This is a genomic window from Photobacterium sp. TY1-4, assembly GCF_025398175.1.
Lineage (GTDB): Bacteria > Pseudomonadota > Gammaproteobacteria > Enterobacterales > Vibrionaceae > Photobacterium.
Window position 1 is genome coordinate 3,492,874 of sequence record NZ_CP099734.1, and the last position, 22,524, is coordinate 3,515,397.

Annotated in this window: 12 protein-coding genes, 6 tRNA genes, 5 rRNA genes and 1 riboswitch; of the genes, 4 read left to right on the forward strand and 19 right to left on the reverse strand. The window is 55.8% G+C overall.

Annotated elements, in window-relative coordinates; translation table 11 throughout:
* The first annotated feature begins 197 nt into the window (after positions 1 to 197).
* On the forward strand, positions 198 to 1,103 hold the full coding sequence (locus NH461_RS16130; RefSeq protein ID WP_261601288.1) for a DMT family transporter: 906 nt from the start codon (positions 198 to 200) through the stop codon (positions 1,101 to 1,103).
* A 155-nt stretch (positions 1,104 to 1,258) separates the two neighbouring features.
* On the opposite strand, the gene NH461_RS16135 is transcribed toward NH461_RS16130, so the two are convergent.
* On the reverse strand, positions 1,259 to 2,461 hold the full coding sequence (locus tag NH461_RS16135) for a multidrug effflux MFS transporter (protein ID WP_261601289.1): 1,203 nt from the start codon (positions 2,459 to 2,461) through the stop codon (positions 1,259 to 1,261).
* A 114-nt stretch (positions 2,462 to 2,575) separates the two neighbouring features.
* Here NH461_RS16135 and NH461_RS16140 point away from each other — a divergent pair, with 114 nt between their 5' ends.
* Both NH461_RS16140 and NH461_RS16145 read left to right on the forward strand, forming a co-directional pair.
* Positions 2,576 to 3,523, forward strand: coding sequence for a LysR family transcriptional regulator (locus NH461_RS16140; RefSeq protein WP_261601290.1), 948 nt, complete (start codon positions 2,576 to 2,578; stop codon positions 3,521 to 3,523).
* 99 nt (positions 3,524 to 3,622) lie between these two features.
* Entirely contained in the window at positions 3,623 to 5,410 is a 1,788-nt protein-coding gene (locus NH461_RS16145; RefSeq protein ID WP_261601291.1) for an aminopeptidase P family protein, read from the forward strand.
* A 110-nt stretch (positions 5,411 to 5,520) separates the two neighbouring features.
* Here the strand turns inward: NH461_RS16145 and thiH are convergent, their stop codons facing one another.
* The 7 genes from thiH to NH461_RS16180 form a co-directional block, all read right to left on the reverse strand.
* Entirely contained in the window at positions 5,521 to 6,633 is a 1,113-nt protein-coding gene (gene thiH / locus NH461_RS16150) for a 2-iminoacetate synthase ThiH (protein ID WP_261601292.1), read from the reverse strand.
* A gap of 9 nt (positions 6,634 to 6,642) precedes the next feature.
* The gene (locus NH461_RS16155) at positions 6,643 to 7,413 is read right to left on the reverse strand and encodes a thiazole synthase (RefSeq protein WP_261601293.1); all 771 of its coding nucleotides are present in this window, start codon (positions 7,411 to 7,413) and stop codon (positions 6,643 to 6,645) included.
* Positions 7,414 to 7,632 carry a sulfur carrier protein ThiS gene (thiS, locus tag NH461_RS16160; RefSeq protein WP_261601294.1) on the reverse strand — a complete coding sequence of 73 codons (219 nt, stop codon included), beginning with the start codon at positions 7,630 to 7,632 and terminating at the stop codon, positions 7,414 to 7,416. It abuts the gene before it with no gap.
* Complete coding sequence (locus tag NH461_RS16165; RefSeq protein ID WP_261601295.1) at positions 7,629 to 8,399, reverse strand: HesA/MoeB/ThiF family protein; 771 nt, start codon at positions 8,397 to 8,399, stop codon at positions 7,629 to 7,631. The genes thiS and NH461_RS16165 overlap by 4 nt, the downstream gene beginning before the upstream one ends.
* Positions 8,389 to 9,651: a thiamine phosphate synthase gene (gene thiE, locus NH461_RS16170; protein WP_261601296.1), complete on the reverse strand. Its 1,263-nt coding sequence runs from the start codon at positions 9,649 to 9,651 to the stop codon at positions 8,389 to 8,391. The genes NH461_RS16165 and thiE overlap by 11 nt, the downstream gene beginning before the upstream one ends.
* Positions 9,651 to 11,576 (reverse strand): phosphomethylpyrimidine synthase ThiC, encoded by a 1,926-nt coding sequence (gene thiC, locus NH461_RS16175; protein ID WP_261601297.1) that lies wholly within the window; start codon positions 11,574 to 11,576, stop codon positions 9,651 to 9,653. The genes thiE and thiC overlap by 1 nt, the downstream gene beginning before the upstream one ends.
* 117 nt (positions 11,577 to 11,693) lie before the next feature.
* A riboswitch (TPP riboswitch) is annotated at positions 11,694 to 11,791 on the reverse strand.
* A 64-nt stretch (positions 11,792 to 11,855) separates the two neighbouring features.
* Positions 11,856 to 12,302, reverse strand: a complete 447-nt coding sequence (locus NH461_RS16180) for a universal stress protein (RefSeq protein ID WP_261601298.1) — start codon at positions 12,300 to 12,302, stop codon at positions 11,856 to 11,858.
* A 122-nt stretch (positions 12,303 to 12,424) separates the two neighbouring features.
* Here NH461_RS16180 and crcB point away from each other — a divergent pair, with 122 nt between their 5' ends.
* On the forward strand, positions 12,425 to 12,808 hold the full coding sequence (gene crcB / locus NH461_RS16185; RefSeq protein ID WP_261601299.1) for a fluoride efflux transporter CrcB: 384 nt from the start codon (positions 12,425 to 12,427) through the stop codon (positions 12,806 to 12,808).
* 365 nt (positions 12,809 to 13,173) lie between these two features.
* Here crcB and NH461_RS16190 read toward each other — a convergent pair.
* The 11 genes from NH461_RS16190 to NH461_RS16240 all read right to left on the reverse strand — a co-directional run bounded on the left by NH461_RS16190 (position 13,174) and on the right by NH461_RS16240 (position 22,399).
* A tRNA-Trp gene (locus tag NH461_RS16190) sits at positions 13,174 to 13,250 on the reverse strand.
* A gap of 37 nt (positions 13,251 to 13,287) precedes the next feature.
* A tRNA-Asp gene (locus NH461_RS16195) sits at positions 13,288 to 13,364 on the reverse strand.
* Positions 13,365 to 13,420: 56 nt separating this feature from the next.
* Positions 13,421 to 13,536 (reverse strand): 5S ribosomal RNA (gene rrf / locus NH461_RS16200).
* A 149-nt stretch (positions 13,537 to 13,685) separates the two neighbouring features.
* Positions 13,686 to 16,574 (reverse strand): 23S ribosomal RNA (locus NH461_RS16205).
* A gap of 262 nt (positions 16,575 to 16,836) precedes the next feature.
* Positions 16,837 to 16,912 (reverse strand) — tRNA-Ala (locus tag NH461_RS16210).
* A gap of 31 nt (positions 16,913 to 16,943) precedes the next feature.
* A tRNA-Val gene (locus tag NH461_RS16215) sits at positions 16,944 to 17,019 on the reverse strand.
* Positions 17,020 to 17,084: 65 nt separating this feature from the next.
* Positions 17,085 to 17,160: transfer RNA gene (locus NH461_RS16220), tRNA-Lys, on the reverse strand.
* Position 17,161: 1 nt separating this feature from the next.
* A tRNA-Glu gene (locus tag NH461_RS16225) sits at positions 17,162 to 17,237 on the reverse strand.
* Between the two features lie 96 nt (positions 17,238 to 17,333).
* Positions 17,334 to 18,885 (reverse strand): 16S ribosomal RNA (locus tag NH461_RS16230).
* Between the two features lie 360 nt (positions 18,886 to 19,245).
* Positions 19,246 to 19,361 (reverse strand): 5S ribosomal RNA (gene rrf, locus NH461_RS16235).
* A gap of 149 nt (positions 19,362 to 19,510) precedes the next feature.
* Positions 19,511 to 22,399: ribosomal RNA gene (locus tag NH461_RS16240) — 23S ribosomal RNA — on the reverse strand.
* Together the 16S, 23S and 5S rRNA genes with 6 tRNA genes alongside form the textbook arrangement of a ribosomal RNA operon.
* Between the last annotated feature and the right edge of the window lie 125 nt (positions 22,400 to 22,524).

Here is a 22,524-nt window from a genome sequence, read left to right on the forward strand (position 1 = left end):
CTACAGGCTAAGTGGATACTGGATAAATGTCCAGCCATGTTCCGTGTCCAACGCTCTTGTGTGACGTCACCGACGTGCCCGTCACCCGCCCGCAGCAAAGGCTTTCCGCCCGGACGGCTATCGCATACACTGGCGCTTTAGTACGACAAATAACTGGACTGCGGGGAAAACCCCCAGCAGCCGATGGACAAGGAAGTATGAAGAACGAACGCCTCGCGCTGAGCTACGGGCTGACGGCCGTCCTGCTGTGGTCAACCGTCGCCACCGCTTTTAAGATCACCCTGAGCTATTTCACCCCGCTGCAAATGCTGGCGGCCGCCAGTGCCGTTTCCGTGCTGGCACTGACTGCCATCGCCCTGTATCAGGGCAAACTGCACCAGCTCGGGCGCACCTTTCGCTCCCGCCCCGGCTATTATCTGCTGCTGGGGCTGATTAATCCGCTGGCTTATTATCTGATCCTGTTTCAGGCCTATGATCTACTACCCGCCTCGCTGGCCCAGCCGCTCAACTACAGCTGGGCGATCACCCTCACCCTGATGGCGGCGGTGTTCCTCGGCCAGACCATCCGCCGCCAGGACTGGATCGCCTGCGGATTCGGCTACTTTGGGGTGGTGGTGATTGCGACCCAGGGGAACCTGCTGGCGCTGGATTTTGACAGCCCGCTCGGGGTGGGTCTGGCGCTGTTCTCGACCCTGCTCTGGGCACTGTACTGGATCCTCAATACCCGCAACCAGGCCGATCCGGTGATCAGCGTGCTGCTCGGGTTCCTGATCTCACTGCCGATTTCCGTCGGCGCCAGCTTCGCCGTTGACGGTTGGCCCGATGCGCCCTGGCAAGGCTGGGCAGCGGTCAGTTATGTCGGACTGTTTGAAATGGGGATCACCTTCGTGCTGTGGATCAATGCACTGAAACTGACGGAGAATACGGCGCGGATCAGTAACCTGATCTTCATCGCGCCCTTCATTTCTCTGCTATTGCTGGCCACCATCATCGGCGAGTCCATTCATCCCGCCACCCTGATCGGTCTGGTGATGATTATTTGCGGCCTGCTGATCCAGCAGTGGAAAGGCAAGTCGCGCCCGGCGGCAGACTCTTCCTGCTAGCATTGATCCCGTCTGCCTAAGCAAAAAAAAGCCTGCCACATTGTGGCAGGCAAGCGAGATTGGGTTGTCGAGACCCCGCGTCTTTAAAGGGTAAAGGACGTCTTATTATTCAGTAAACTTCAGGAGCGATTGCATTCATTGGTGCGCTGGCGGTATTAGTTGCTGGCCGCAGCTGCATGCCAGCGACGCCCGAATCGCGATCCCAGGATCACCAGACCCGGTGCCAACAGCCACATATGCAGCACCATCAGATCCGGCGGCAGCAAGTCCAGGCGCTGGGTCAGGCTGACCATGGCACCAGCTCCACTCATCTGGAACAGCCCCAGCAGTGCGGCAGCGGTGCCAGCGCGATCACCAAACGGCGCCAGGGCTTTCCCGGCCGCCGAGCCGAGGACAAAGGCAAATCCGAACGAAGACATGAACACCGGTACCATATAGGCCCAGGCTTCGCGCAAGTGACTCAGCATCAACATCGCCACCCCGGAAGCCACCAGCATGACTAACCCGGTCGCCAGCGTCCGGCGCGAGCCAAAGCGATCGATATATTTTGGCGCTACCATGCAGGCTAAGATATTCAGCGCCGCATTGACCCCGAACCACAGCGTAAACTGACCCATATCCTGACCCAGCTCAGTCATCAGCCAGACCGGGGCCGAAGTCACATAAGCCAAAATGACCGCCATCGCCAACATACACATAATGCTGTGGTACAGGAACGTCGGCTCGCGCAGCACCGAGCGGTAACGCGCCCAGCTCAGCATCGCGCCCGACACATCAGTCTCCACCGGACGGGTTTCGCGGAACTGCAGCAAAATGAAGGTCCCGGCAACCACCGCAAACCCAGCCATAAAGCTGAAGTTGCTGCGCCAGCCAAACTCATGGGTCAGCCAGGTACCCAGCAAGGGTGCCAGCGCCGGAATAAAACAGATCGCGCCGTTGAGATAGCTGATCATCCGGCCGCTTTTTTCCGGGCCGAAGCTGTCACGCACTGCAGCAAACGCCGCCACCGAGGTGGCACAGGCACCGAAACCCTGCAGCAGACGCGCCACCAGCAACAGATCCAGGGTATGGGCGACATAGGCCAGCGCGGCACTCAGGCCGTAAATGGCGATCCCGCCCAGGGCAATCGGGCGGCGGCCGAAGCGATCGGCCAACGGACCGGCCAGCAACTGACCCAAGCCCAGGCTGAACATAAACCAGGTCACGGTATCCTGGACCCGCGCCGGTTCGACGGCAAACGTCTCCGCCATGGCCGGGAGTGCCGGCAGATAAATATCAATCGCCAGCGGGCTGAACAGAACCAGAATTACCATCAGGGCGACAAGTCGGGTTCCGGACGGTGAAGAAACAGGGGTCATGGTGCATTTCCTTTATGATGATGGCGGCAGTCTAAGCCCTTCGTGATATGAACAGAAATGGTTTATATTCAAATCAGAATTTCCAATGGGGAATATCATCATCCGAGGTGCCTAGTGTCTTTTGAAAAACTCGCCCGCATCGATCTCAACCTGCTGGTGTGCCTGCATGTCCTGCTGGAAGAGTGTAACGTTACCCACGCCGCCAAACGGCTGCACCTGAGCCAGTCCGCCGTCAGCAAAAGCCTGATGCGGCTGCGCGAGCAGTTCAACGATCCCCTGTTCACCCGCAATGCCCACGGGTTATGTCCGACGCCCCGGGCGAAAGCCTTGCAGCCGTTGCTGGAGCACCTGCTGCATGAAATCGAGCAAATCACCGCGCCGCCGGAATTTACCCCCCGCACCAGTGATCGCCACTTCAAGATGGCGCTGGTCGAGAGCGCCTACCCACTGTTTCTGCCGCAGTTCCTCGGCGATATCTTCTCTGAAGGACCCAACCTGACCATCGACACCCAGGCCTGGGAGCCCAATACATTCGAAAAACTGCAATCGGGGGAAATTGACTTCGGTATCACCGGCAAGGATCTCAACCCCGCCGATGCCATGCTGACCCTGATGCCGCCCAAAGGCATCGTGTTCCAGGAGCTGTGCCGCGACCGCCAGTGTTGCATTGTCCGCCCGGACCATCCGATCCTGAACCAGATTTGGGATGAAGCCAGCTACCTGGCCCAGCGTCATATTCAGGTGCGTTGCATCGGCGACGACCGCTGGTTGCTCGATTACAAGCTGGCCGAACGCGGCCTGGGCCGTGACATCGCCATGTATGTGCCGGATTTCAACAGCGCGGCCTGCCTGTGTCACCAGACCGACTTTGTGTTCACCGCCCCGAGCCACTTTGCCAACTACATTGCCAAGCAGCTCGGCCTGGTGGTGCTGCCGTTGCCGACCGAATTGCCGCCGATGGCCTATACCCTGTTCTGGCATCAGCACCAAGAGAAAGATCCTGGGCACAGCTGGTTACGCGAGATCATTATCGGCCGCTGTCGTGATTTACCAGTCGGTTAATTGCAGCCGACAAGTAAACGCGCTACCGTAAAGCGATCCGGCCTGAATGGCCTGAGCCGTCACGCCAGGACGGCGAACGACTTTAAGGAATGATGAAGCATGCAAACTGTTATTTCACAGCGTGTTGAGCAACTACGTGAATGGTTAACGCAGAACCAGCTCGATGCCTTTCTGATCCCGCACGAGGATGAGTACCTGGGCGAATATATTCCCGCCCACAATGATCGCCTGCACTGGGCCACCGGCTTTACCGGCTCGGCCGGGATGGCGATTGTCACCCGCGACAAAGCCGCCATGTTTGTCGATGGCCGCTACGTGGTCCAGGTACGCAAGCAAGTCCCGGGCGATGTCTTTGAATATCGTCACCTGATTGACGAGCCGCCGATGCAGTGGGCCCAAGCCAACCTGGCCGCCGGCAGCAAGGTGGCAATCGATCCCAAGCTGCACAGCGGTGCCTGGCTGGCACGCACCGAAGCGGCAGTGGCCGGTGATCTGACACTGGTCACCGTCGATGCCAACCCGATCGACGGCCTGTGGCATGACCGTCCGGCACCGACCCTGTCGGATGCCAAGCTGATGAGCCTGGACTTTGTCGGCGTCAGTAGCACCGACAAGCGAGCGCAAATTGCCGCCGTGCTGAAAACTCAAAAAGCCGATGCCGCCCTGCTGACTCAAGTCGACAGCATTGCCTGGCTGCTCAATATCCGCGGCAGCGACATTCCGTGTCTGCCGGTTCTGCTATCCACCGCGATCCTGCACCAGGACGGCAGCGTCGATTTCTATATCGACCCGGCCCGCCTGCCGGCTGCATTTGCAGACCATGTCGGTGAAGGCGTTCGCATCGCGCAACCGGACTCCCTGGAAGCCGGTCTTCAGGCCCTCGGCGGCAAAGCCGTACTGGTCGATCCGGCCACCAGCAATGCCTGGGCATCACAGATCCTGACTGACGCCAAGGCCAAGCTGATTGCTGCCCAGGATCCATGCATGCTGCCGAAAGCGGCCAAGAACCCGACCGAGATTGCCGGCATGAAAGCCAGCCACATCCGTGATGGCGTCGCGATCAGTAAATTCCTGGCCTGGGTCGATCGCCAGGTCGACCAAGGCAACCTGCTCGATGAAGGCACGCTGGCCGATCAACTGTGGGCGTTCCGCTGTGAAGACAGCAGCTGTACCGATGTCAGCTTTGATACCATCTCGGCGGCCGGCGGCAACGCGGCAATGTGTCACTACAACCACAAGAACCAACCGGCACCGAGCGTGCTGGAAATGGACAATGTCTACCTGGTGGACTCCGGCGGCCAGTACCCGGACGGCACCACCGATATCACCCGGACAGTGGCGATCGGCAAGCCGGGCGATGAAGTCAAACAAACCTTCACCCTGGTGCTGAAAGGTCACATTGCGCTGGCAACGGCCCGGTTCCCGAAAGGCACCACCGGCTCTCAGCTTGATGCCCTGGCCCGTCAGCACCTGTGGGCACACGGTTTTGATTATGACCACGGGACCGGCCACGGCGTCGGCCACTTCCTCAATGTCCACGAAGGGCCGCAGCGGATTGCCAAGGTCTACAACCCGACCGCCCTGCAACCGGGCATGGTGTTGTCGAACGAGCCGGGTTACTACCGCGCCGATGCCTTCGGGATCCGAATTGAAAACCTGGAGCTGGTCGTTGAGGTGGCAACCGCCGGGGACATGACGGTGCTGGGCTTCGAGTCCCTGACCCGCGCGCCAATCGACCGCCGTCTGGTTGAGCTTTCGCTGCTGACGGATGTTGAGCTGGCCTGGCTGAACACCTATCACCAAACCGTGTTTGAAGTGATCAGCCCGTCACTGAGTGGCGACGATCTCATCTGGCTTCAGCAAGCCACGGCACCGCTAAGCCGCTAGGCTCGCGCTACTGCCACATAAAAAACGCCCGCAGCCACGGTATCCGTGTTACTGCGGGCGTTGTGATTTCAGGGCCGCGCCTGAACGTCGTCCCACCGAAAAAAGGTCACCTAGCCGGAATAGGCTGCGTGCCAATCCTTCCACACCACCTCGAAACCATGGTGTTTGACGGCTTCCGCCACCGCCGCGACCGAGCGCTCGTCACTGATCGCGAACTGCTCCAACTCCGGCTCATCATCAGCATAACCGCCCGGCTGGGTTTTCGACCCTGCCGACATACTGGTTACCCCCAGCGGCAGCACATTATCGCGAAACTGCGGTGACTCCCGGGTCGACAACGATAGCTCCACTTCCGGGTTCAGCAACCGGTAAGCACAGATCAGCTGCACCAGTTGGCGATCACTCATCACCGACTTCGGTTGCAACCCGCCGGTACACGGCCGCAGGCGCGGAAACGAAATCGAATAGCGGGTTTGCCAGTAAGTCCGCTCCAGATACGCGAGGTGGCTGGCGACAAAGAAGCAGTCGGTGCGCCACTCTTCCAACCCGATCAACGCCCCGATGCCGATTTTGTCGATCCCGGCCCGGGCCAGCCGGTCCGGGGTTTCCAGCCGGTAGACAAAATCGGTCTTGTTGCCGCGCAGGTGGTGCTCGGCATAGGTCGGCGCGCTATAGGTTTCCTGATACACCATCACCGCATCCAGCCCCAGGGTTTTCAGCTCGGCATACTCGTGCTGATCCAGCGGCTGGACCTCCATCGCCAGATAACTGAACTGGGACTTGATGCGCGGCAGCGCTTCGCGGAAATAATCCATCCCGACCTTGCGCTCATGCTCACCCGTCACCAGCAGCACACTGTCAAAGTGCATCGCCTTGATGGCGGCACATTCGCGTTCAATCTCCGCCATATCCAGCGTGCGACGCTTGATGCGGTTTTCCATCGAAAAGCCGCAATAGGTACAGGCGTTGGCGCACAGGTTCGACAAATACAACGGCACGTAGAACGAGATGGTCCGGCCGAACCGCTTACGGGTCAGCGCCGCCGACAGCTGCGCCATCTGCTCCAGATACGGTTCGGCTGCCGGGGAGATCAAGGCCTTGAAGTCTTCCAGATCCCGTTTGGGTTTGCGCAGTGCCCGTTCAACATCGGCGGGCGTTTTGCTGTAGATCGACAGCCGGATATCATCCCAATCCAGCTGCCGCCAGACATCCACATAACTCATGCGGCCCCCTTAGGCGGTGTGATCCAAAAACGCGGTCAGCGGACTGGAAGCCATCGCTTGGTTCACGGTCCCGGCCAGCCCGGCCTCGTAAGCCATCCGGCCGCTTTCCACCGCCAGCTTGAACGCCTTGCCCATCGCCACCGGATCAGCCGCCGCGGCGATCGCGGTGTTGACCAGCACAGCATCGGCTCCCAGCTCCATCGCTTCGGCCGCATGAGACGGCGCACCAATTCCGGCATCGACCACCACCGGCACCCGGGCCTGATCGATGATAATTTCCAGAAAGTCACGCGACGCCAGCCCCTTGTTCGAGCCAATCGGCGCACCGAGCGGCATCACTGCGGCACAACCGACTTCTTCCAGCCGCTTACACAGCACCGGATCGGCATGGCAGTAAGGCAGTACAATGAAACCTTCTTTGACCAGCGCCTCTGCGGCCGCCAGGGTTTCGATCGGGTCCGGCATCAGGTATTTCGGATCGGGGTGGATCTCCAGCTTAAGCCAGTTGGTCCCCAGTGCGGCACGGGCCAATTTGGCAGCAAACACCGCTTCTTTGGCATTTTTGGCGCCGGACGTGTTCGGGAGCAGGTTGACACCGGCAGCGATCAAAGGCGCCAGAATGTCATCATCCCGGCTCTCAATATCGACCCGCTTGAGCGCCATAGTCACCAGCTCAGAGCCACTGGCAATAATAGAGTCACTCATCGCCTGCCGGCTGGCATACTTACCGGTGCCGGTGAACAGGCGGGAAGAAAAGGTTTTATCGGCAATCTTCAGCATTTAACCTCCGGCAATCGCTTGGAACAAGGCGATGCGGTCGCCTTGGCTGAGTCGGGTCGTGTCCCAGTCGCTCCGGGCCACAATGTCATCGTTGAGGGCAACGGCTGTCGCTTGCAACGGCATCTCCAGCGCAATTAGCAGCGCGGCCAGGGTATGTCCGGCCGGGCAATTCACCGGCTTGTCGTTGACGCGGACTTGAATCGCAGTTGTTGTCGTCATTCGTTCTTCTCTCCTGTGCCACAGACCGGGCACGCTGGCTCACGCGCCACGTTGAAGGTTTGCCAGGCAGATGTCAGTCCGTCAAATAGCCGCAGGGTGGCAAACGGTAAGGTGCCGGACCCCGTCAGCAACTTCAGCGCTTCCAGCGCCTGTAACGTGCCGATCGTACCGACGACCGGACCAGCGATCCCGCTGGTACTGCAATTTTGCGGCGCCTGCGGGGCATCCGCCTGCCAGGGAAACAGACAGTGATAGCAGGGCCCGGATCCGCCGCGGAAATCAAACGCCATCAGTTGTCCCTGCCAGCTGATCGCCGCCCCGGCAATCAGCGGTTTACCTGCGGAAACACAGGCCTGATTCACCGCGTGGCGGGTTTCCAGGTTATCCGAGCAATCGAGTACCACATCAGCCAGCGACACTTCCAACGCCAGCTGCTGCGCTGCCAGTCGGGCTTCGACCGGACGAACCCGGATCATCGGATTGAGGCTTCGCAGTTGCTCTGCAGCGGCGTGGGCCTTGCTGTGCCCCTGATCCGCTTCGCGATAGATCACCTGCCGCTGAAGGTTTGAGCTGTCGACGACATCATCGTCCGCGATCACCAGCTGACCGATCCCGGCACCGGCCAGATACAAGGCCGCCGCCGATCCCAAACCACCCGCGCCAACCAGCAGCACCTGCGCCTGCGCGAGCTGGGCCTGTCCGGCTTCACCGATTTCCGGCAACATGATCTGGCGGTTATAGCGGATAAAAGCCTGATCACTGAGCATGGGCGGGCTCCTTGGGCAGGACAGCGTGCTGCGGCTCCGGGCGCACCAGACGACGGTAAAATGCATCGACCGCCGCCTGAGGATCCTCGGCCTGAGTAATGGCCCGGACCACCGCCACACTGCTGACACCGGTTTGCCACACCGCATCTGCGCGAGACAGGTCAATCCCGCCGATCGCGACGGTCGGGAATTCCCGGCCAATCAAGCGCCGGTACAGCGCCAGACGGCTCAGTCCCTGCGGCTTGGACGGCATTTGCTTGGTGGTGGTCGGATAAATATGGCCCAGAGCGATATAGCTGGGATGAAACTCTGCCGCGCGCAGGATTTCGTAATAGCCATGGGTTGACAGACCCAGACGCAGGCCGGCTTGCTGAATGGCAGCCAAATCAGCCGTTTCTAGATCTTCCTGCCCCAGATGCACCCCGTAAGCCCGGTGTTCAATCGCCAGTTGCCAGTAATCATTGATATAGACCTGCGCCTTGGCCTGCGCCCCGGCGGCGATCACCTGACGGACCTGCGCGGCAAGCGTGGGCTCTGTCGGATCTTTGATCCGCAATTGCGTCAGGGTGACGCCCATCTCCAGCAGCCGTCCGACCCAAGCGGCCGAATCGACAACCGGATACAGCGCCATCTGGGCCGGATCCGCCTTGGCAAACGGCGCCACCGCCACTTCCCGGCTGACCCACCCGAGTGCCTCGGCCTGTGGGTGATTTGCGGTCAACGGACGCGGAAACAGCGCCCGCTCAAGCGGCCAGCAGTCGACACACCCTTCGTCTTTATCATGGAGATAACACCGGGCGTAAGCCCGGGCGAGCGTCACCGCATCTTCCAGCGGATAATCCAGGGCTAGGGCCGCCAGCAACATGGCACGCTGCGGCGCTTCAGGCCCAGCTTGCCCGCAAAATACCGCGCGAGCTTCGCCATGGTGATGCCACAAGTCGACATATCCCAGCGCCGTCGGCAAACCGCAAATCACCAGTGACGGATCCTGCGCAACCTGCTGCTGCACCTCACGCAGGGACGGATACGGCGGCAGCCACTGATCCTGCACCCGGTAATCCGCAGCTCCGCTATCTTCAGGATGAAAGGTCAGGCGAATTCGGCGATGGTCGACGTCTATCCCGACATCAGGTGAAGTCGCCCAGACCACCTCAACCGGCGCCCCCAATTGATAGTGCTGTGCTGAAGCCAGCACAGCATTGAAATACCGGCGCAACGGTGCCAGGTATTCCGGTAAGGTGAGTGTTCCCATCAGCCTTCCTCGTGTGCCGGGTGGTACAGCTCACTGCCTCGGGCTCGGAATTCTTCAGCTTTCTGCTGCATCCCCTCCAGCGGGTCTTCCAGAAGTTTGATTTCCACCGCCTGCGCCTCTTGGGGCAGCGTTTTAGCATAATCCCGCACTTCCTGAGAGATCTTCATCGAGCAGAATTTCGGACCGCACATCGAACAGAAGTGCGCTACCTTGCCCGATTCCTGCGGCAGGGTTTCATCGTGGTAGGAGCGGGCCGTTTCTGGATCCAGCGCCAGGTTGAACTGATCTTCCCAACGGAATTCAAAACGGGCTTTCGACAAGGCGTTATCCCTTACCTGCGCGCCCGGGTGTCCTTTGGCCAAATCAGCAGCATGAGCACATAGCTTATACGTGATCAGCCCGACCTTTACATCGTCTTTGTTCGGCAGACCCAGGTGCTCTTTCGGGGTGACGTAGCACAGCATGGCGCAGCCGAACCAGCCAATCATCGCTGCACCAATCCCTGAAGTGATGTGATCGTAGCCCGGAGCAATATCCGTCGTCAGTGGGCCCAGAGTGTAGAACGGCGCTTCATGGCAGTGCTTGAGCTGCTCATCCATGTTCTCTTTGATCATGTGCATCGGCACGTGTCCCGGCCCTTCAATCATTACCTGGACATCATATTCCCAGGCGATTTTAGTCAGCTCTCCCAAGGTGCGTAGCTCACTGAACTGCGCTTCGTCGTTGGCATCAGCCACCGAGCCCGGACGCAGGCCATCCCCCAGAGAAAGCGAAATATCGTACCGGGCACAGATTTCACAGATCTCGCGGAAGTGTTCATACAGGAAGCTTTCTTTGTGATGCGCCAGACACCACTTGGCCATGATTGATCCACCCCGTGAGACAATCCCGGTCACCCGCTTGGCGGTCATCGGCACGTAGCGCAGCAGTACCCCGGCATGGATAGTGAAGTAATCGACCCCCTGCTCGGCCTGCTCCAGCAAAGTGTCGCGGAATACTTCCCAGGTCAGGTTCTCCGCAATACCGTTCACCTTTTCCAGCGCCTGATACATCGGCACCGTACCGATTGGCACCGGGCTATTGCGGATGATCCACTCACGGGTTTCGTGAATATTGCGACCGGTCGACAGATCCATCACGGTATCGCCGCCCCAGCGGGTCGACCACACTAACTTTTCCACTTCTTCTTCAATCGATGAACTGACAGCAGAGTTACCGATGTTGGCGTTCACTTTGACCAGGAAGTTACGACCGATAATCATCGGCTCTGATTCCGGGTGGTTGATATTGGCTGGAATAATCGCTCGGCCTTCCGCCACTTCCTGTCGGACAAATTCCGGCGTAATTTCTTTCGGCAGATTGGCCCCGAAGTTCTGGCCCGGATGCTGTTGAGTCAGCACGGCATCGCGGTACTTGGCGCGGCCCATATTTTCGCGAATTGCGATGTATTCCATTTCCGGGGTAATGATCCCCTGACGGGCGTAATGTAGTTGGGTAACATTCGCCCCCGCTTTGGCACGCCGAATGCGAGCGCGCTCACCAAAACGCAGCTCGTCCAGCGTATCATCGGCCAGACGCTCTTTGGAATACGCCGAACTCAACTCATCCAGCAGCTCGGTATCTCCGCGCTCTGAAATCCAGGTTTCCCGCAGTCGCGGCAGGCCCGTGTAAATATCGATTTCATGGGCAGGATCGGTGTACAGTCCCGATGTATCATAAACGCGGATCGGCTCATTGGGCTCCAAAACCGGGGCATCTTTGGTGCCGCCGACCAGGCTGTCCGACAGGGTAATTTCGCGCATCGGGACACGAATATCGTCGCGGCTGCCCGTCACATAGACTTTGTGTGAGTTCGGATACGGTTGGGTGGTGAGTGAATCAATGAATTGTTTCGCTTCCAGTCTCGCTTGTTTGCGATTCGACATAGCAATTTCCTTGGTTTCAATAAAAGGGAAGTTGCTTATCGGATGGGTGCGTCAACAAGAGGCTACACGTAGGGTGTGTAACATCATCTGGAACAGCAGCTGCAGGTGCAGCAATACAGAAGATTTTCTCTTGTTCCCTTCGCAGGTATTAGCCTGATCAGGTTCTACGGATCCCGCAATGCGGTCTCAGCCAATTGGCACTCCGACAAGTTAAGCTCGAGTATATGGAAGTCTTGAGCGAACAGCAACTATCCTGAGCTGCTTTGTTGTAACATCTGATCAATGACACATTAACACATCGCAGCCGCCTTGCTGTGACAAAGCCTGCCCCAGATCGCCAAACCACTGGATACCGCTTTTGTGTGTACCAAGAACGACCAGATTAGCCCGAACCTGCTTCACCAGATCCAGCAAATGCTTCGCAACGTCCCCATCGGCAATATGCAGGGCCCGGACTTTATAGGGGGATGCCTGAGACAAGGCAGATAGCTGCTGAATGCGGAGCGCCTGGGTGTCTAAGTGCGCCTCTTCCAGCCCCAGCTCCGCATCCAGAAAACTCACATTCCCCAGCCCCGGCTCGACAAACGCGACATGCAACTCGGCATGGTTCTGCCCTGCAATCAGCGCCGCTTTCACCATCAACTGGTGTGCATCCAGGTTATCCGGGTTTACCGCCAGCAGTACCGTCTGATACAACGCCATACTTTTCCCCCGAGAATGATTCATGTCACCCACCGAAACATCGTGCATCAATCATTGATTGCACATTTACAGCCCGGCAAAGGTGATCAACACACAGCTATCGTGGTATTAGTATGGCAACTTTCTCACAACCTAAAGTAGTATCAATGAGCCAATTTTTCTTCTTGGGACTGATTGCGCTGGGCGGTGCCTTTGGCGCCTGTTCACGGTATCTGATTTCTGAACTGTGCGTCAGCCTGTTCGGCCGGGGATTTCCCTACGGTACCCTGGTCGTCAATGTGCTCGGCTCCTTGCTCATGGGGCTATTGATGTCTGCCATCAACCAGGGCATGATTGCGAGTGTCCCCGCCCGTCCCATCATTGGTTTGGGCTTTCTCGGGGCCCTGACGACCTTCTCCACGTTCTCGATGGATAATGTCATTCTGATGCAGCAAGGCGCGTTTTTAAAAGCCGGACTCAATATACTGCTCAATGTCGCTCTCAGCATCGCAGCCTGCTTTGTGGGTTACCAGCTCCTCATGAAAAACTAGCGCCTGCGTAGCCCAAACAACGCTGACATCGCGTCCATCTCCCCACGGCCTTCGAAAGCAGCACTAAAATTGGTAGATCATAAAGAAAGAAATTTGATCAGGCCAACAGAAGCTCGATGGATCATAGGATCGGACAGGGCTGTACTCCGATGCTACGATATCCCAAAGACCATCAGGCGCTGCAGTACATTAATGGAATTCGACAATCAGCATACAAAAAAGCCCCTGCATCTCTGCAGGGGCGTATAGTCTGAGGCTTCAGAAGACGGCAGGGAGCCGCATTCAGGAAATTCAGAGAATCCACTGCACTGACAATGGACGCTTAAAACAAAAAAACCTCAGCATTTCTGCTGAGGTTTCAAATATGGCAGGGGTGGAGAGATTCGAACTCCCAACACGCGGATTTGGAATCCGCTGCTCTGCCAATTGGAGCTACACCCCTGTTGGCTCAGTTTTTAAGAGCTGAAACTCTGAATAAGTGGCGGAGCGGACGGGACTCGAACCCGCGACCCCCGGCGTGACAGGCCGGTATTCTAACCAACTGAACTACCGCTCCACACGGCACCTAATCGAAGTCTTACTGTTGATGCTTCAATCAAGTTAATGTTCAAAGCCTGGCGATGTCCTACTCTCACATGGGGAGGCCCCACACTACCATCGGCGCTGCTGCGTTTCACTGCTGAGTTCGGCATGGGATCAGGTGGGTCCGCAACGCTATGGTCGCCAAGCAAATTCGATGTGAAGGGATTCACTAATATCGCGATGCCATGGATGGCAAGGAGCGATGTGACCCTACACTAAATCTGGAAAAGTTAACTAGTATCTCAAACACATCATTCAAGTGCTCGTGGAGTCCGTAAAACCCCTTGGGTGTTGTATGGTTAAGCCGCACGGGCAATTAGTACAGGTTAGCTCAACGCCTCACAGCGCTTACACACCCTGCCTATCAACGTCGTCGTCTACGACAACCCTTCAGAAGGCTTAAAGCCTTGGGGATGACTCATCTTGAGGCTCGCTTCCCGCTTAGATGCTTTCAGCGGTTATCGATTCCGAACTTAGCTACCGGGCAATGCGTCTGGCGACACAACCCGAACACCAGCGGTTCGTCCACTCCGGTCCTCTCGTACTAGGAGCAGCCCCTCTCAATCATCCAACGCCCACGGCAGATAGGGACCGAACTGTCTCACGACGTTCTAAACCCAGCTCGCGTACCACTTTAAATGGCGAACAGCCATACCCTTGGGACCGACTTCAGCCCCAGGATGTGATGAGCCGACATCGAGGTGCCAAACACCGCCGTCGATATGAACTCTTGGGCGGTATCAGCCTGTTATCCCCGGAGTACCTTTTATCCGTTGAGCGATGGCCCTTCCATTCAGAACCACCGGATCACTATGACCTGCTTTCGCACCTGCTCGAACCGTCATTCTCGCAGTCAAGCGGGCTTATGCCATTGCACTAACCTCACGATGTCCGACCGTGATTAGCCCACCTTCGTGCTCCTCCGTTACGCTTTGGGAGGAGACCGCCCCAGTCAAACTACCCACCAGGCACTGTCCGCACCCCCGATAAGGGGGCGACGTTAGAACATCAACACTACAAGGGTGGTATTTCAAGGACGGCTCCACAGATACTGGCGTACCTGCTTCGAAGCCTCCCACCTATCCTACACATGTAGGGTCAATGTTCAGTGCCAAGCTGTAGTAAAGGTTCACGGGGTCTTTCCGTCTAGCCGCGGGTACGCAGCATCTTCACTGCGATTTCAATTTCACTGAGTCTCGGGTGGAGACAGCGTGGCCATCATTACGCCATTCGTGCAGGTCGGAACTTACCCGACAAGGAATTTCGCTACCTTAGGACCGTTATAGTTACGGCCGCCGTTTACCGGGGCTTCGATCAAGAGCTTCTCCGAAGATAACCCCATCAATTAACCTTCCGGCACCGGGCAGGCGTCACACCGTATACGTCATCTTTCGATTTTGCACAGTGCTGTGTTTTTAATAAACAGTTGCAGCCACCTGGTATCTGCGACTCTCAATAGCTCCATCCGCGAGGGACTTCACCGTCAAGAGCGTACCTTCTCCCGAAGTTACGGTACCATTTTGCCTAGTTCCTTCACCCGAGTTCTCTCAAGCGCCTTGGTATTCTCTACCCGACCACCTGTGTCGGTTTGGGGTACGATTCCTTACTATCTGAAGCTTAGAGGCTTTTCCCGGAAGCATGGCATCAATGACTTCAGTGCCGTAGCACCTCGACATCGGGTCTCAGCCTTGAGATGGTCCGGATTTGCCTAAACCATCAGCCTACACCCTTGAACCTGGACAACCGTCGCCAGGCCCACCTAGCCTTCTCCGTCCCCCCATCGCAATAGTAAGAAGTACGGGAATATTAACCCGTTTCCCATCGACTACGCCTTTCGGCCTCGCCTTAGGGGTCGACTCACCCTGCCCCGATTAACGTTGGACAGGAACCCTTGGTCTTCCGGCGAGGAGGTTTTTCACCCCCTTTATCGTTACTCATGTCAGCATTCGCACTTCTGATACCTCCAGCAGCCCTTACAGACCACCTTCAACAGCTTACAGAACGCTCCCCTACCCAATGTAGTAAACTACATTGCCGCAGCTTCGGTGTATCGCTTAGCCCCGTTAAATCTTCCGCGCAGGCCGACTCGACCAGTGAGCTATTACGCTTTCTTTAAATGATGGCTGCTTCTAAGCCAACATCCTGGCTGTCTGAGCCTTCCCACATCGTTTCCCACTTAGCGATAACTTTGGGACCTTAGCTGGCGGTCTGGGTTGTTTCCCTCTCCACGACGGACGTTAGCACCCGCCGTGTGTCTCCCGGATAGTACTTACTGGTATTCGGAGTTTGCAAAGGGTTGGTAAGTCGGGATGACCCCCTAGCCTTAACAGTGCTCTACCCCCAGTAGTATTCGTCCGAGGCGCTACCTAAATAGCTTTCGGGGAGAACCAGCTATCTCCAGGTTTGATTGGCCTTTCACCCCTAGCCACAAGTCATCCGCTAATTTTTCAACATTAGTCGGTTCGGTCCTCCAGTGCGTGTTACCGCACCTTCAACCTGCCCATGGCTAGATCACCTGGTTTCGGGTCTAATCCCAGCAACTGCACGCCCAGTTAAGACTCGGTTTCCCTACGGCTCCCCTAGATGGTTAACCTTGCTACTGAAATTAAGTCGCTGACCCATTATACAAAAGGTACGCAGTCACACCACGAAGGTGCTCCTACTGCTTGTACGTACACGGTTTCAGGTTCTATTTCACTCCCCTCACAGGGGTTCTTTTCGCCTTTCCCTCACGGTACTGGTTCACTATCGGTCAGTCAGGAGTATTTAGCCTTGGAGGATGGTCCCCCCATCTTCAGACAAGATAACACGTGTCCCGTCCTACTCGTTTTCACTTTAAATGCGTTGTCGGCTACGGGGCTATCACCCTGTATCGCGGCACTTTCCAGAGCCTTCACCTGACGCATAAAAAGCTTAAGGGCTAATCCGGTTTCGCTCGCCGCTACTGCCGGAATCTCGGTTGATTTCTCTTCCTCGGGGTACTTAGATGTTTCAGTTCCCCCGGTTCGCCTCAACACGCTATGGATTCACGTATTGATAACTGCTTCTGCAGCTGGGTTTCCCCATTCGGAAATCGCAGACTCAAGTGGCTCTTACTGCCTCATCTGCGCTTATCGCAAGTTAGTACGTCCTTCATCGCCTCTGACTGCCCAGGCATCCACCGTGTACGCTTAGTCACTTAACCATACAACCCCAAAGGGTCTATATCGTAAACAACCAAGGTTTCCATCTGAGTAAAAGATGGAATAGTTTGTTTTGCCGGACTCTTCTTACACAAGACACTTGAATGTGTATTGCTTGAGAACTCGTTTCACCTTTCGGTGAAACAATAAATCAATCTTTTCGATTGAATTTACTAGTCAGCTTTCCAGATTGTTAAAGAGCATGTGTTGTTATCCCGAAGGGACAGACACTTTCTAACGACACTCGTAAGTGTGTTTAGAAAGTGGTGGAGCTAAGCAGGATCGAACTGCTGACCTCCTGCGTGCAAGGCAGGCGCTCTCCCAGCTGAGCTATAGCCCCATCGATAGTTTGAATTCTTTCGAGGAAAGAATGGTGGGCGATACCGGGCTCGAACCAGTGACCCCCTCCTTGTAAGGGAGGTGCTCTCCCAACTGAGCTAATCGCCCACGGCTGTTTGTCTCCACTTTTGAAAAAGCAGAAGCAAAACGGTTTTACATCCTTCGTGGAAAGATGGTGGGTCGTGCAGGATTCGAACCTGCGACCAATTGATTAAAAGTCAACTGCTCTACCAACTGAGCTAACGACCCGTGGCGTCCCATAGGGGAGTCGAACCCCTGTTACCGCCGTGAAAGGGCGGTGTCCTAGGCCTCTAGACGAATGGGACTTTGGTTTCTAAGTTTGGGCACTTAGAAAAACATGTTCTTTCTATTTCGACCAAGCAATCTGTGTGGACACTGCATCAAACAATGCGTCATATCGTTAAGGAGGTGATCCAGCCCCAGGTTCCCCTAGGGCTACCTTGTTACGACTTCACCCCAGTCATGAACCACACCGTGGTAAACGCCCTCCCGAAGGTTAAGCTATCTACTTCTGGTGCAGCCCACTCCCATGGTGTGACGGGCGGTGTGTACAAGGCCCGGGAACGTATTCACCGTGGCATTCTGATCCACGATTACTAGCGATTCCGACTTCATGGAGTCGAGTTGCAGACTCCAATCCGGACTACGACGCACTTTTTGGGATTCGCTCACTATCGCTAGCTTGCAGCCCTCTGTATGCGCCATTGTAGCACGTGTGTAGCCCTACTCGTAAGGGCCATGATGACTTGACGTCGTCCCCACCTTCCTCCGGTTTATCACCGGCAGTCTCCCTGGAGTTCCCACCCGAAGTGCTGGCAAACAAGGATAAGGGTTGCGCTCGTTGCGGGACTTAACCCAACATTTCACAACACGAGCTGACGACAGCCATGCAGCACCTGTCTCAGAGTTCCCGAAGGCACCAATCCATCTCTGGAAAGTTCTCTGGATGTCAAGAGTAGGTAAGGTTCTTCGCGTTGCATCGAATTAAACCACATGCTCCACCGCTTGTGCGGGCCCCCGTCAATTCATTTGAGTTTTAATCTTGCGACCGTACTCCCCAGGCGGTCTACTTAACGCGTTAGCTCCGAAAGCCAGTGTTCAAGACACCAACCTCCAAGTAGACATCGTTTACGGCGTGGACTACCAGGGTATCTAATCCTGTTTGCTCCCCACGCTTTCGCATCTGAGCGTCAGTCTTTGTCCAGGGGGCCGCCTTCGCCACCGGTATTCCTTCAGATCTCTACGCATTTCACCGCTACACCTGAAATTCTACCCCCCTCTACAAGACTCTAGCCTGCCAGTTCCAAATGCGATTCCGAGGTTGAGCCCCGGGCTTTCACATCTGGCTTAACAAGCCGCCTGCATGCGCTTTACGCCCAGTAATTCCGATTAACGCTCGCACCCTCCGTATTACCGCGGCTGCTGGCACGGAGTTAGCCGGTGCTTCTTCTGTCGCTAACGTCAAACAACTAAGCTATTAACTTAGCCGCCTTCCTCACGACTGAAAGTGCTTTACAACCCGAAGGCCTTCTTCACACACGCGGCATGGCTGCATCAGGGTTTCCCCCATTGTGCAATATTCCCCACTGCTGCCTCCCGTAGGAGTCTGGACCGTGTCTCAGTTCCAGTGTGGCTGATCATCCTCTCAGACCAGCTAGGGATCGTCGCCTAGGTGAGCCGTTACCCCACCTACTAGCTAATCCCACCTGGGCCAATCTTAGCGCGAGAGGCCCGAAGGTCCCCCTCTTTGCTCCGTAGAGATTATGCGGTATTAGCCATCGTTTCCAATGGTTATCCCCCACACTAAGGCATGTTCCCAGGCATTACTCACCCGTCCGCCGCTCGCCGCCCAACAAATCACCCGAAGGGTCAATGTTGTCGCTGCCGCTCGACTTGCATGTGTTAGGCCTGCCGCCAGCGTTCAATCTGAGCCATGATCAAACTCTTCAATTAAAGTTTTGGTGTTTCCGAAGAAACGGCTCAGTGATTACTGATAAATTGACTGTGCTGATACCGAAGTATCAATTTGGTCACTCAGCTCACTGATAAATCTTTTGACTATCATTTCACGAGCGCCCACACAGATTGCATGGTCAAATTGTTAAAGAACGTTGACTTTCAATGCCTTGACGCAATGCGCTTCAGCAAGCCAGGACGCGTATATTACGCTTTCCAGATTTGAAGTCAAGATAAAACTTTCAACTTTTTTGCCAACCGGCGAGAAAGTAAAAACCTTATCTTGACTCCGCTCGTATCACCGTTGATGAGAGCGAAAGAAAAGCCCGTTGTAGCCAACGGGCTTTCGTAATTGGAGCCTGGCGATGTCCTACTCTCACATGGGGAGGCCCCACACTACCATCGGCGCTGCTGCGTTTCACTGCTGAGTTCGGCATGGGATCAGGTGGGTCCGCAACGCTATGGTCGCCAAGCAAATTCGATGTGAAGGGATTCACTAATATCGCGATGCCATGGATGGCAAGGAGCGATGTGACCCTACACTAAATCTGGAAAAGTTAACTAGTATCTCAAACACATCATTCAAGTGCTCGTGGAGTCCGTAAAACCCCTTGGGTGTTGTATGGTTAAGCCGCACGGGCAATTAGTACAGGTTAGCTCAACGCCTCACAGCGCTTACACACCCTGCCTATCAACGTCGTCGTCTACGACAACCCTTCAGAAGGCTTAAAGCCTTGGGGATGACTCATCTTGAGGCTCGCTTCCCGCTTAGATGCTTTCAGCGGTTATCGATTCCGAACTTAGCTACCGGGCAATGCGTCTGGCGACACAACCCGAACACCAGCGGTTCGTCCACTCCGGTCCTCTCGTACTAGGAGCAGCCCCTCTCAATCATCCAACGCCCACGGCAGATAGGGACCGAACTGTCTCACGACGTTCTAAACCCAGCTCGCGTACCACTTTAAATGGCGAACAGCCATACCCTTGGGACCGACTTCAGCCCCAGGATGTGATGAGCCGACATCGAGGTGCCAAACACCGCCGTCGATATGAACTCTTGGGCGGTATCAGCCTGTTATCCCCGGAGTACCTTTTATCCGTTGAGCGATGGCCCTTCCATTCAGAACCACCGGATCACTATGACCTGCTTTCGCACCTGCTCGAACCGTCATTCTCGCAGTCAAGCGGGCTTATGCCATTGCACTAACCTCACGATGTCCGACCGTGATTAGCCCACCTTCGTGCTCCTCCGTTACGCTTTGGGAGGAGACCGCCCCAGTCAAACTACCCACCAGGCACTGTCCGCACCCCCGATAAGGGGGCGACGTTAGAACATCAACACTACAAGGGTGGTATTTCAAGGACGGCTCCACAGATACTGGCGTACCTGCTTCGAAGCCTCCCACCTATCCTACACATGTAGGGTCAATGTTCAGTGCCAAGCTGTAGTAAAGGTTCACGGGGTCTTTCCGTCTAGCCGCGGGTACGCAGCATCTTCACTGCGATTTCAATTTCACTGAGTCTCGGGTGGAGACAGCGTGGCCATCATTACGCCATTCGTGCAGGTCGGAACTTACCCGACAAGGAATTTCGCTACCTTAGGACCGTTATAGTTACGGCCGCCGTTTACCGGGGCTTCGATCAAGAGCTTCTCCGAAGATAACCCCATCAATTAACCTTCCGGCACCGGGCAGGCGTCACACCGTATACGTCATCTTTCGATTTTGCACAGTGCTGTGTTTTTAATAAACAGTTGCAGCCACCTGGTATCTGCGACTCTCAATAGCTCCATCCGCGAGGGACTTCACCGTCAAGAGCGTACCTTCTCCCGAAGTTACGGTACCATTTTGCCTAGTTCCTTCACCCGAGTTCTCTCAAGCGCCTTGGTATTCTCTACCCGACCACCTGTGTCGGTTTGGGGTACGATTCCTTACTATCTGAAGCTTAGAGGCTTTTCCCGGAAGCATGGCATCAATGACTTCAGTGCCGTAGCACCTCGACATCGGGTCTCAGCCTTGAGATGGTCCGGATTTGCCTAAACCATCAGCCTACACCCTTGAACCTGGACAACCGTCGCCAGGCCCACCTAGCCTTCTCCGTCCCCCCATCGCAATAGTAAGAAGTACGGGAATATTAACCCGTTTCCCATCGACTACGCCTTTCGGCCTCGCCTTAGGGGTCGACTCACCCTGCCCCGATTAACGTTGGACAGGAACCCTTGGTCTTCCGGCGAGGAGGTTTTTCACCCCCTTTATCGTTACTCATGTCAGCATTCGCACTTCTGATACCTCCAGCAGCCCTTACAGACCACCTTCAACAGCTTACAGAACGCTCCCCTACCCAATGTAGTAAACTACATTGCCGCAGCTTCGGTGTATCGCTTAGCCCCGTTAAATCTTCCGCGCAGGCCGACTCGACCAGTGAGCTATTACGCTTTCTTTAAATGATGGCTGCTTCTAAGCCAACATCCTGGCTGTCTGAGCCTTCCCACATCGTTTCCCACTTAGCGATAACTTTGGGACCTTAGCTGGCGGTCTGGGTTGTTTCCCTCTCCACGACGGACGTTAGCACCCGCCGTGTGTCTCCCGGATAGTACTTACTGGTATTCGGAGTTTGCAAAGGGTTGGTAAGTCGGGATGACCCCCTAGCCTTAACAGTGCTCTACCCCCAGTAGTATTCGTCCGAGGCGCTACCTAAATAGCTTTCGGGGAGAACCAGCTATCTCCAGGTTTGATTGGCCTTTCACCCCTAGCCACAAGTCATCCGCTAATTTTTCAACATTAGTCGGTTCGGTCCTCCAGTGCGTGTTACCGCACCTTCAACCTGCCCATGGCTAGATCACCTGGTTTCGGGTCTAATCCCAGCAACTGCACGCCCAGTTAAGACTCGGTTTCCCTACGGCTCCCCTAGATGGTTAACCTTGCTACTGAAATTAAGTCGCTGACCCATTATACAAAAGGTACGCAGTCACACCACGAAGGTGCTCCTACTGCTTGTACGTACACGGTTTCAGGTTCTATTTCACTCCCCTCACAGGGGTTCTTTTCGCCTTTCCCTCACGGTACTGGTTCACTATCGGTCAGTCAGGAGTATTTAGCCTTGGAGGATGGTCCCCCCATCTTCAGACAAGATAACACGTGTCCCGTCCTACTCGTTTTCACTGATAAGATGTTACCGGTTACGGGGCTATCACCCTGTATCGCTGAGCTTTCCAGCTCATTCACCTGACATCAAACCAACTTAAGGGCTAATCCGGTTTCGCTCGCCGCTACTGCCGGAATCTCGGTTGATTTCTCTTCCTCGGGGTACTTAGATGTTTCAGTTCCCCCGGTTCGCCTCATTAAGCTATGTATTCACTTAATGATAACTGCTTCTGCAGCTGGGTTTCCCCATTCGGAAATCGCAGACTCAAGTGGCTCTTACTGCCTCATCTGCGCTTATCGCAAGTTAGTACGTCCTTCATCGCCTCTGACTGCCCAGGCATCCACCGTGTACGCTTAGTCACTTAACCATACAACCCCAAAGGGTCTGTATCGTAAACAACCAAGGTTTTCCATCAATTGCTTGATGGAATAGTTTGTTTTGCCGGACTCTTTGTCTGTCTTCACTTTGAAAAGTGAAAGCAAACTTACACAA

Bases quoted from the DNA above. Each gene is read 5' to 3' on its own strand.
- thiS (WP_261601294.1), bottom strand. From the start codon at position 7,632: ATGACGACAACAACTGCGATTCAAGTCCGCGTCAACGACAAGCCGGTG.
- thiH (WP_261601292.1), bottom strand. From the start codon at position 6,633: ATGAGTTATGTGGATGTCTGGCGGCAGCTGGATTGGGATGATATCCGG.
- NH461_RS16180 (WP_261601298.1), bottom strand. From the start codon at position 12,302: ATGAATCATTCTCGGGGGAAAAGTATGGCGTTGTATCAGACGGTACTG.
- thiC (WP_261601297.1), bottom strand. From the start codon at position 11,576: ATGTCGAATCGCAAACAAGCGAGACTGGAAGCGAAACAATTCATTGAT.
- thiE (WP_261601296.1), bottom strand. From the start codon at position 9,651: ATGGGAACACTCACCTTACCGGAATACCTGGCACCGTTGCGCCGGTAT.
- NH461_RS16165 (WP_261601295.1), bottom strand. From the start codon at position 8,399: ATGCTCAGTGATCAGGCTTTTATCCGCTATAACCGCCAGATCATGTTG.
- NH461_RS16155 (WP_261601293.1), bottom strand. From the start codon at position 7,413: ATGCTGAAGATTGCCGATAAAACCTTTTCTTCCCGCCTGTTCACCGGC.
- crcB (WP_261601299.1), top strand. From the start codon at position 12,425: ATGAGCCAATTTTTCTTCTTGGGACTGATTGCGCTGGGCGGTGCCTTT.
- NH461_RS16130 (WP_261601288.1), top strand. From the start codon at position 198: ATGAAGAACGAACGCCTCGCGCTGAGCTACGGGCTGACGGCCGTCCTG.
- NH461_RS16145 (WP_261601291.1), top strand. From the start codon at position 3,623: ATGCAAACTGTTATTTCACAGCGTGTTGAGCAACTACGTGAATGGTTA.
- NH461_RS16135 (WP_261601289.1), bottom strand. From the start codon at position 2,461: ATGACCCCTGTTTCTTCACCGTCCGGAACCCGACTTGTCGCCCTGATG.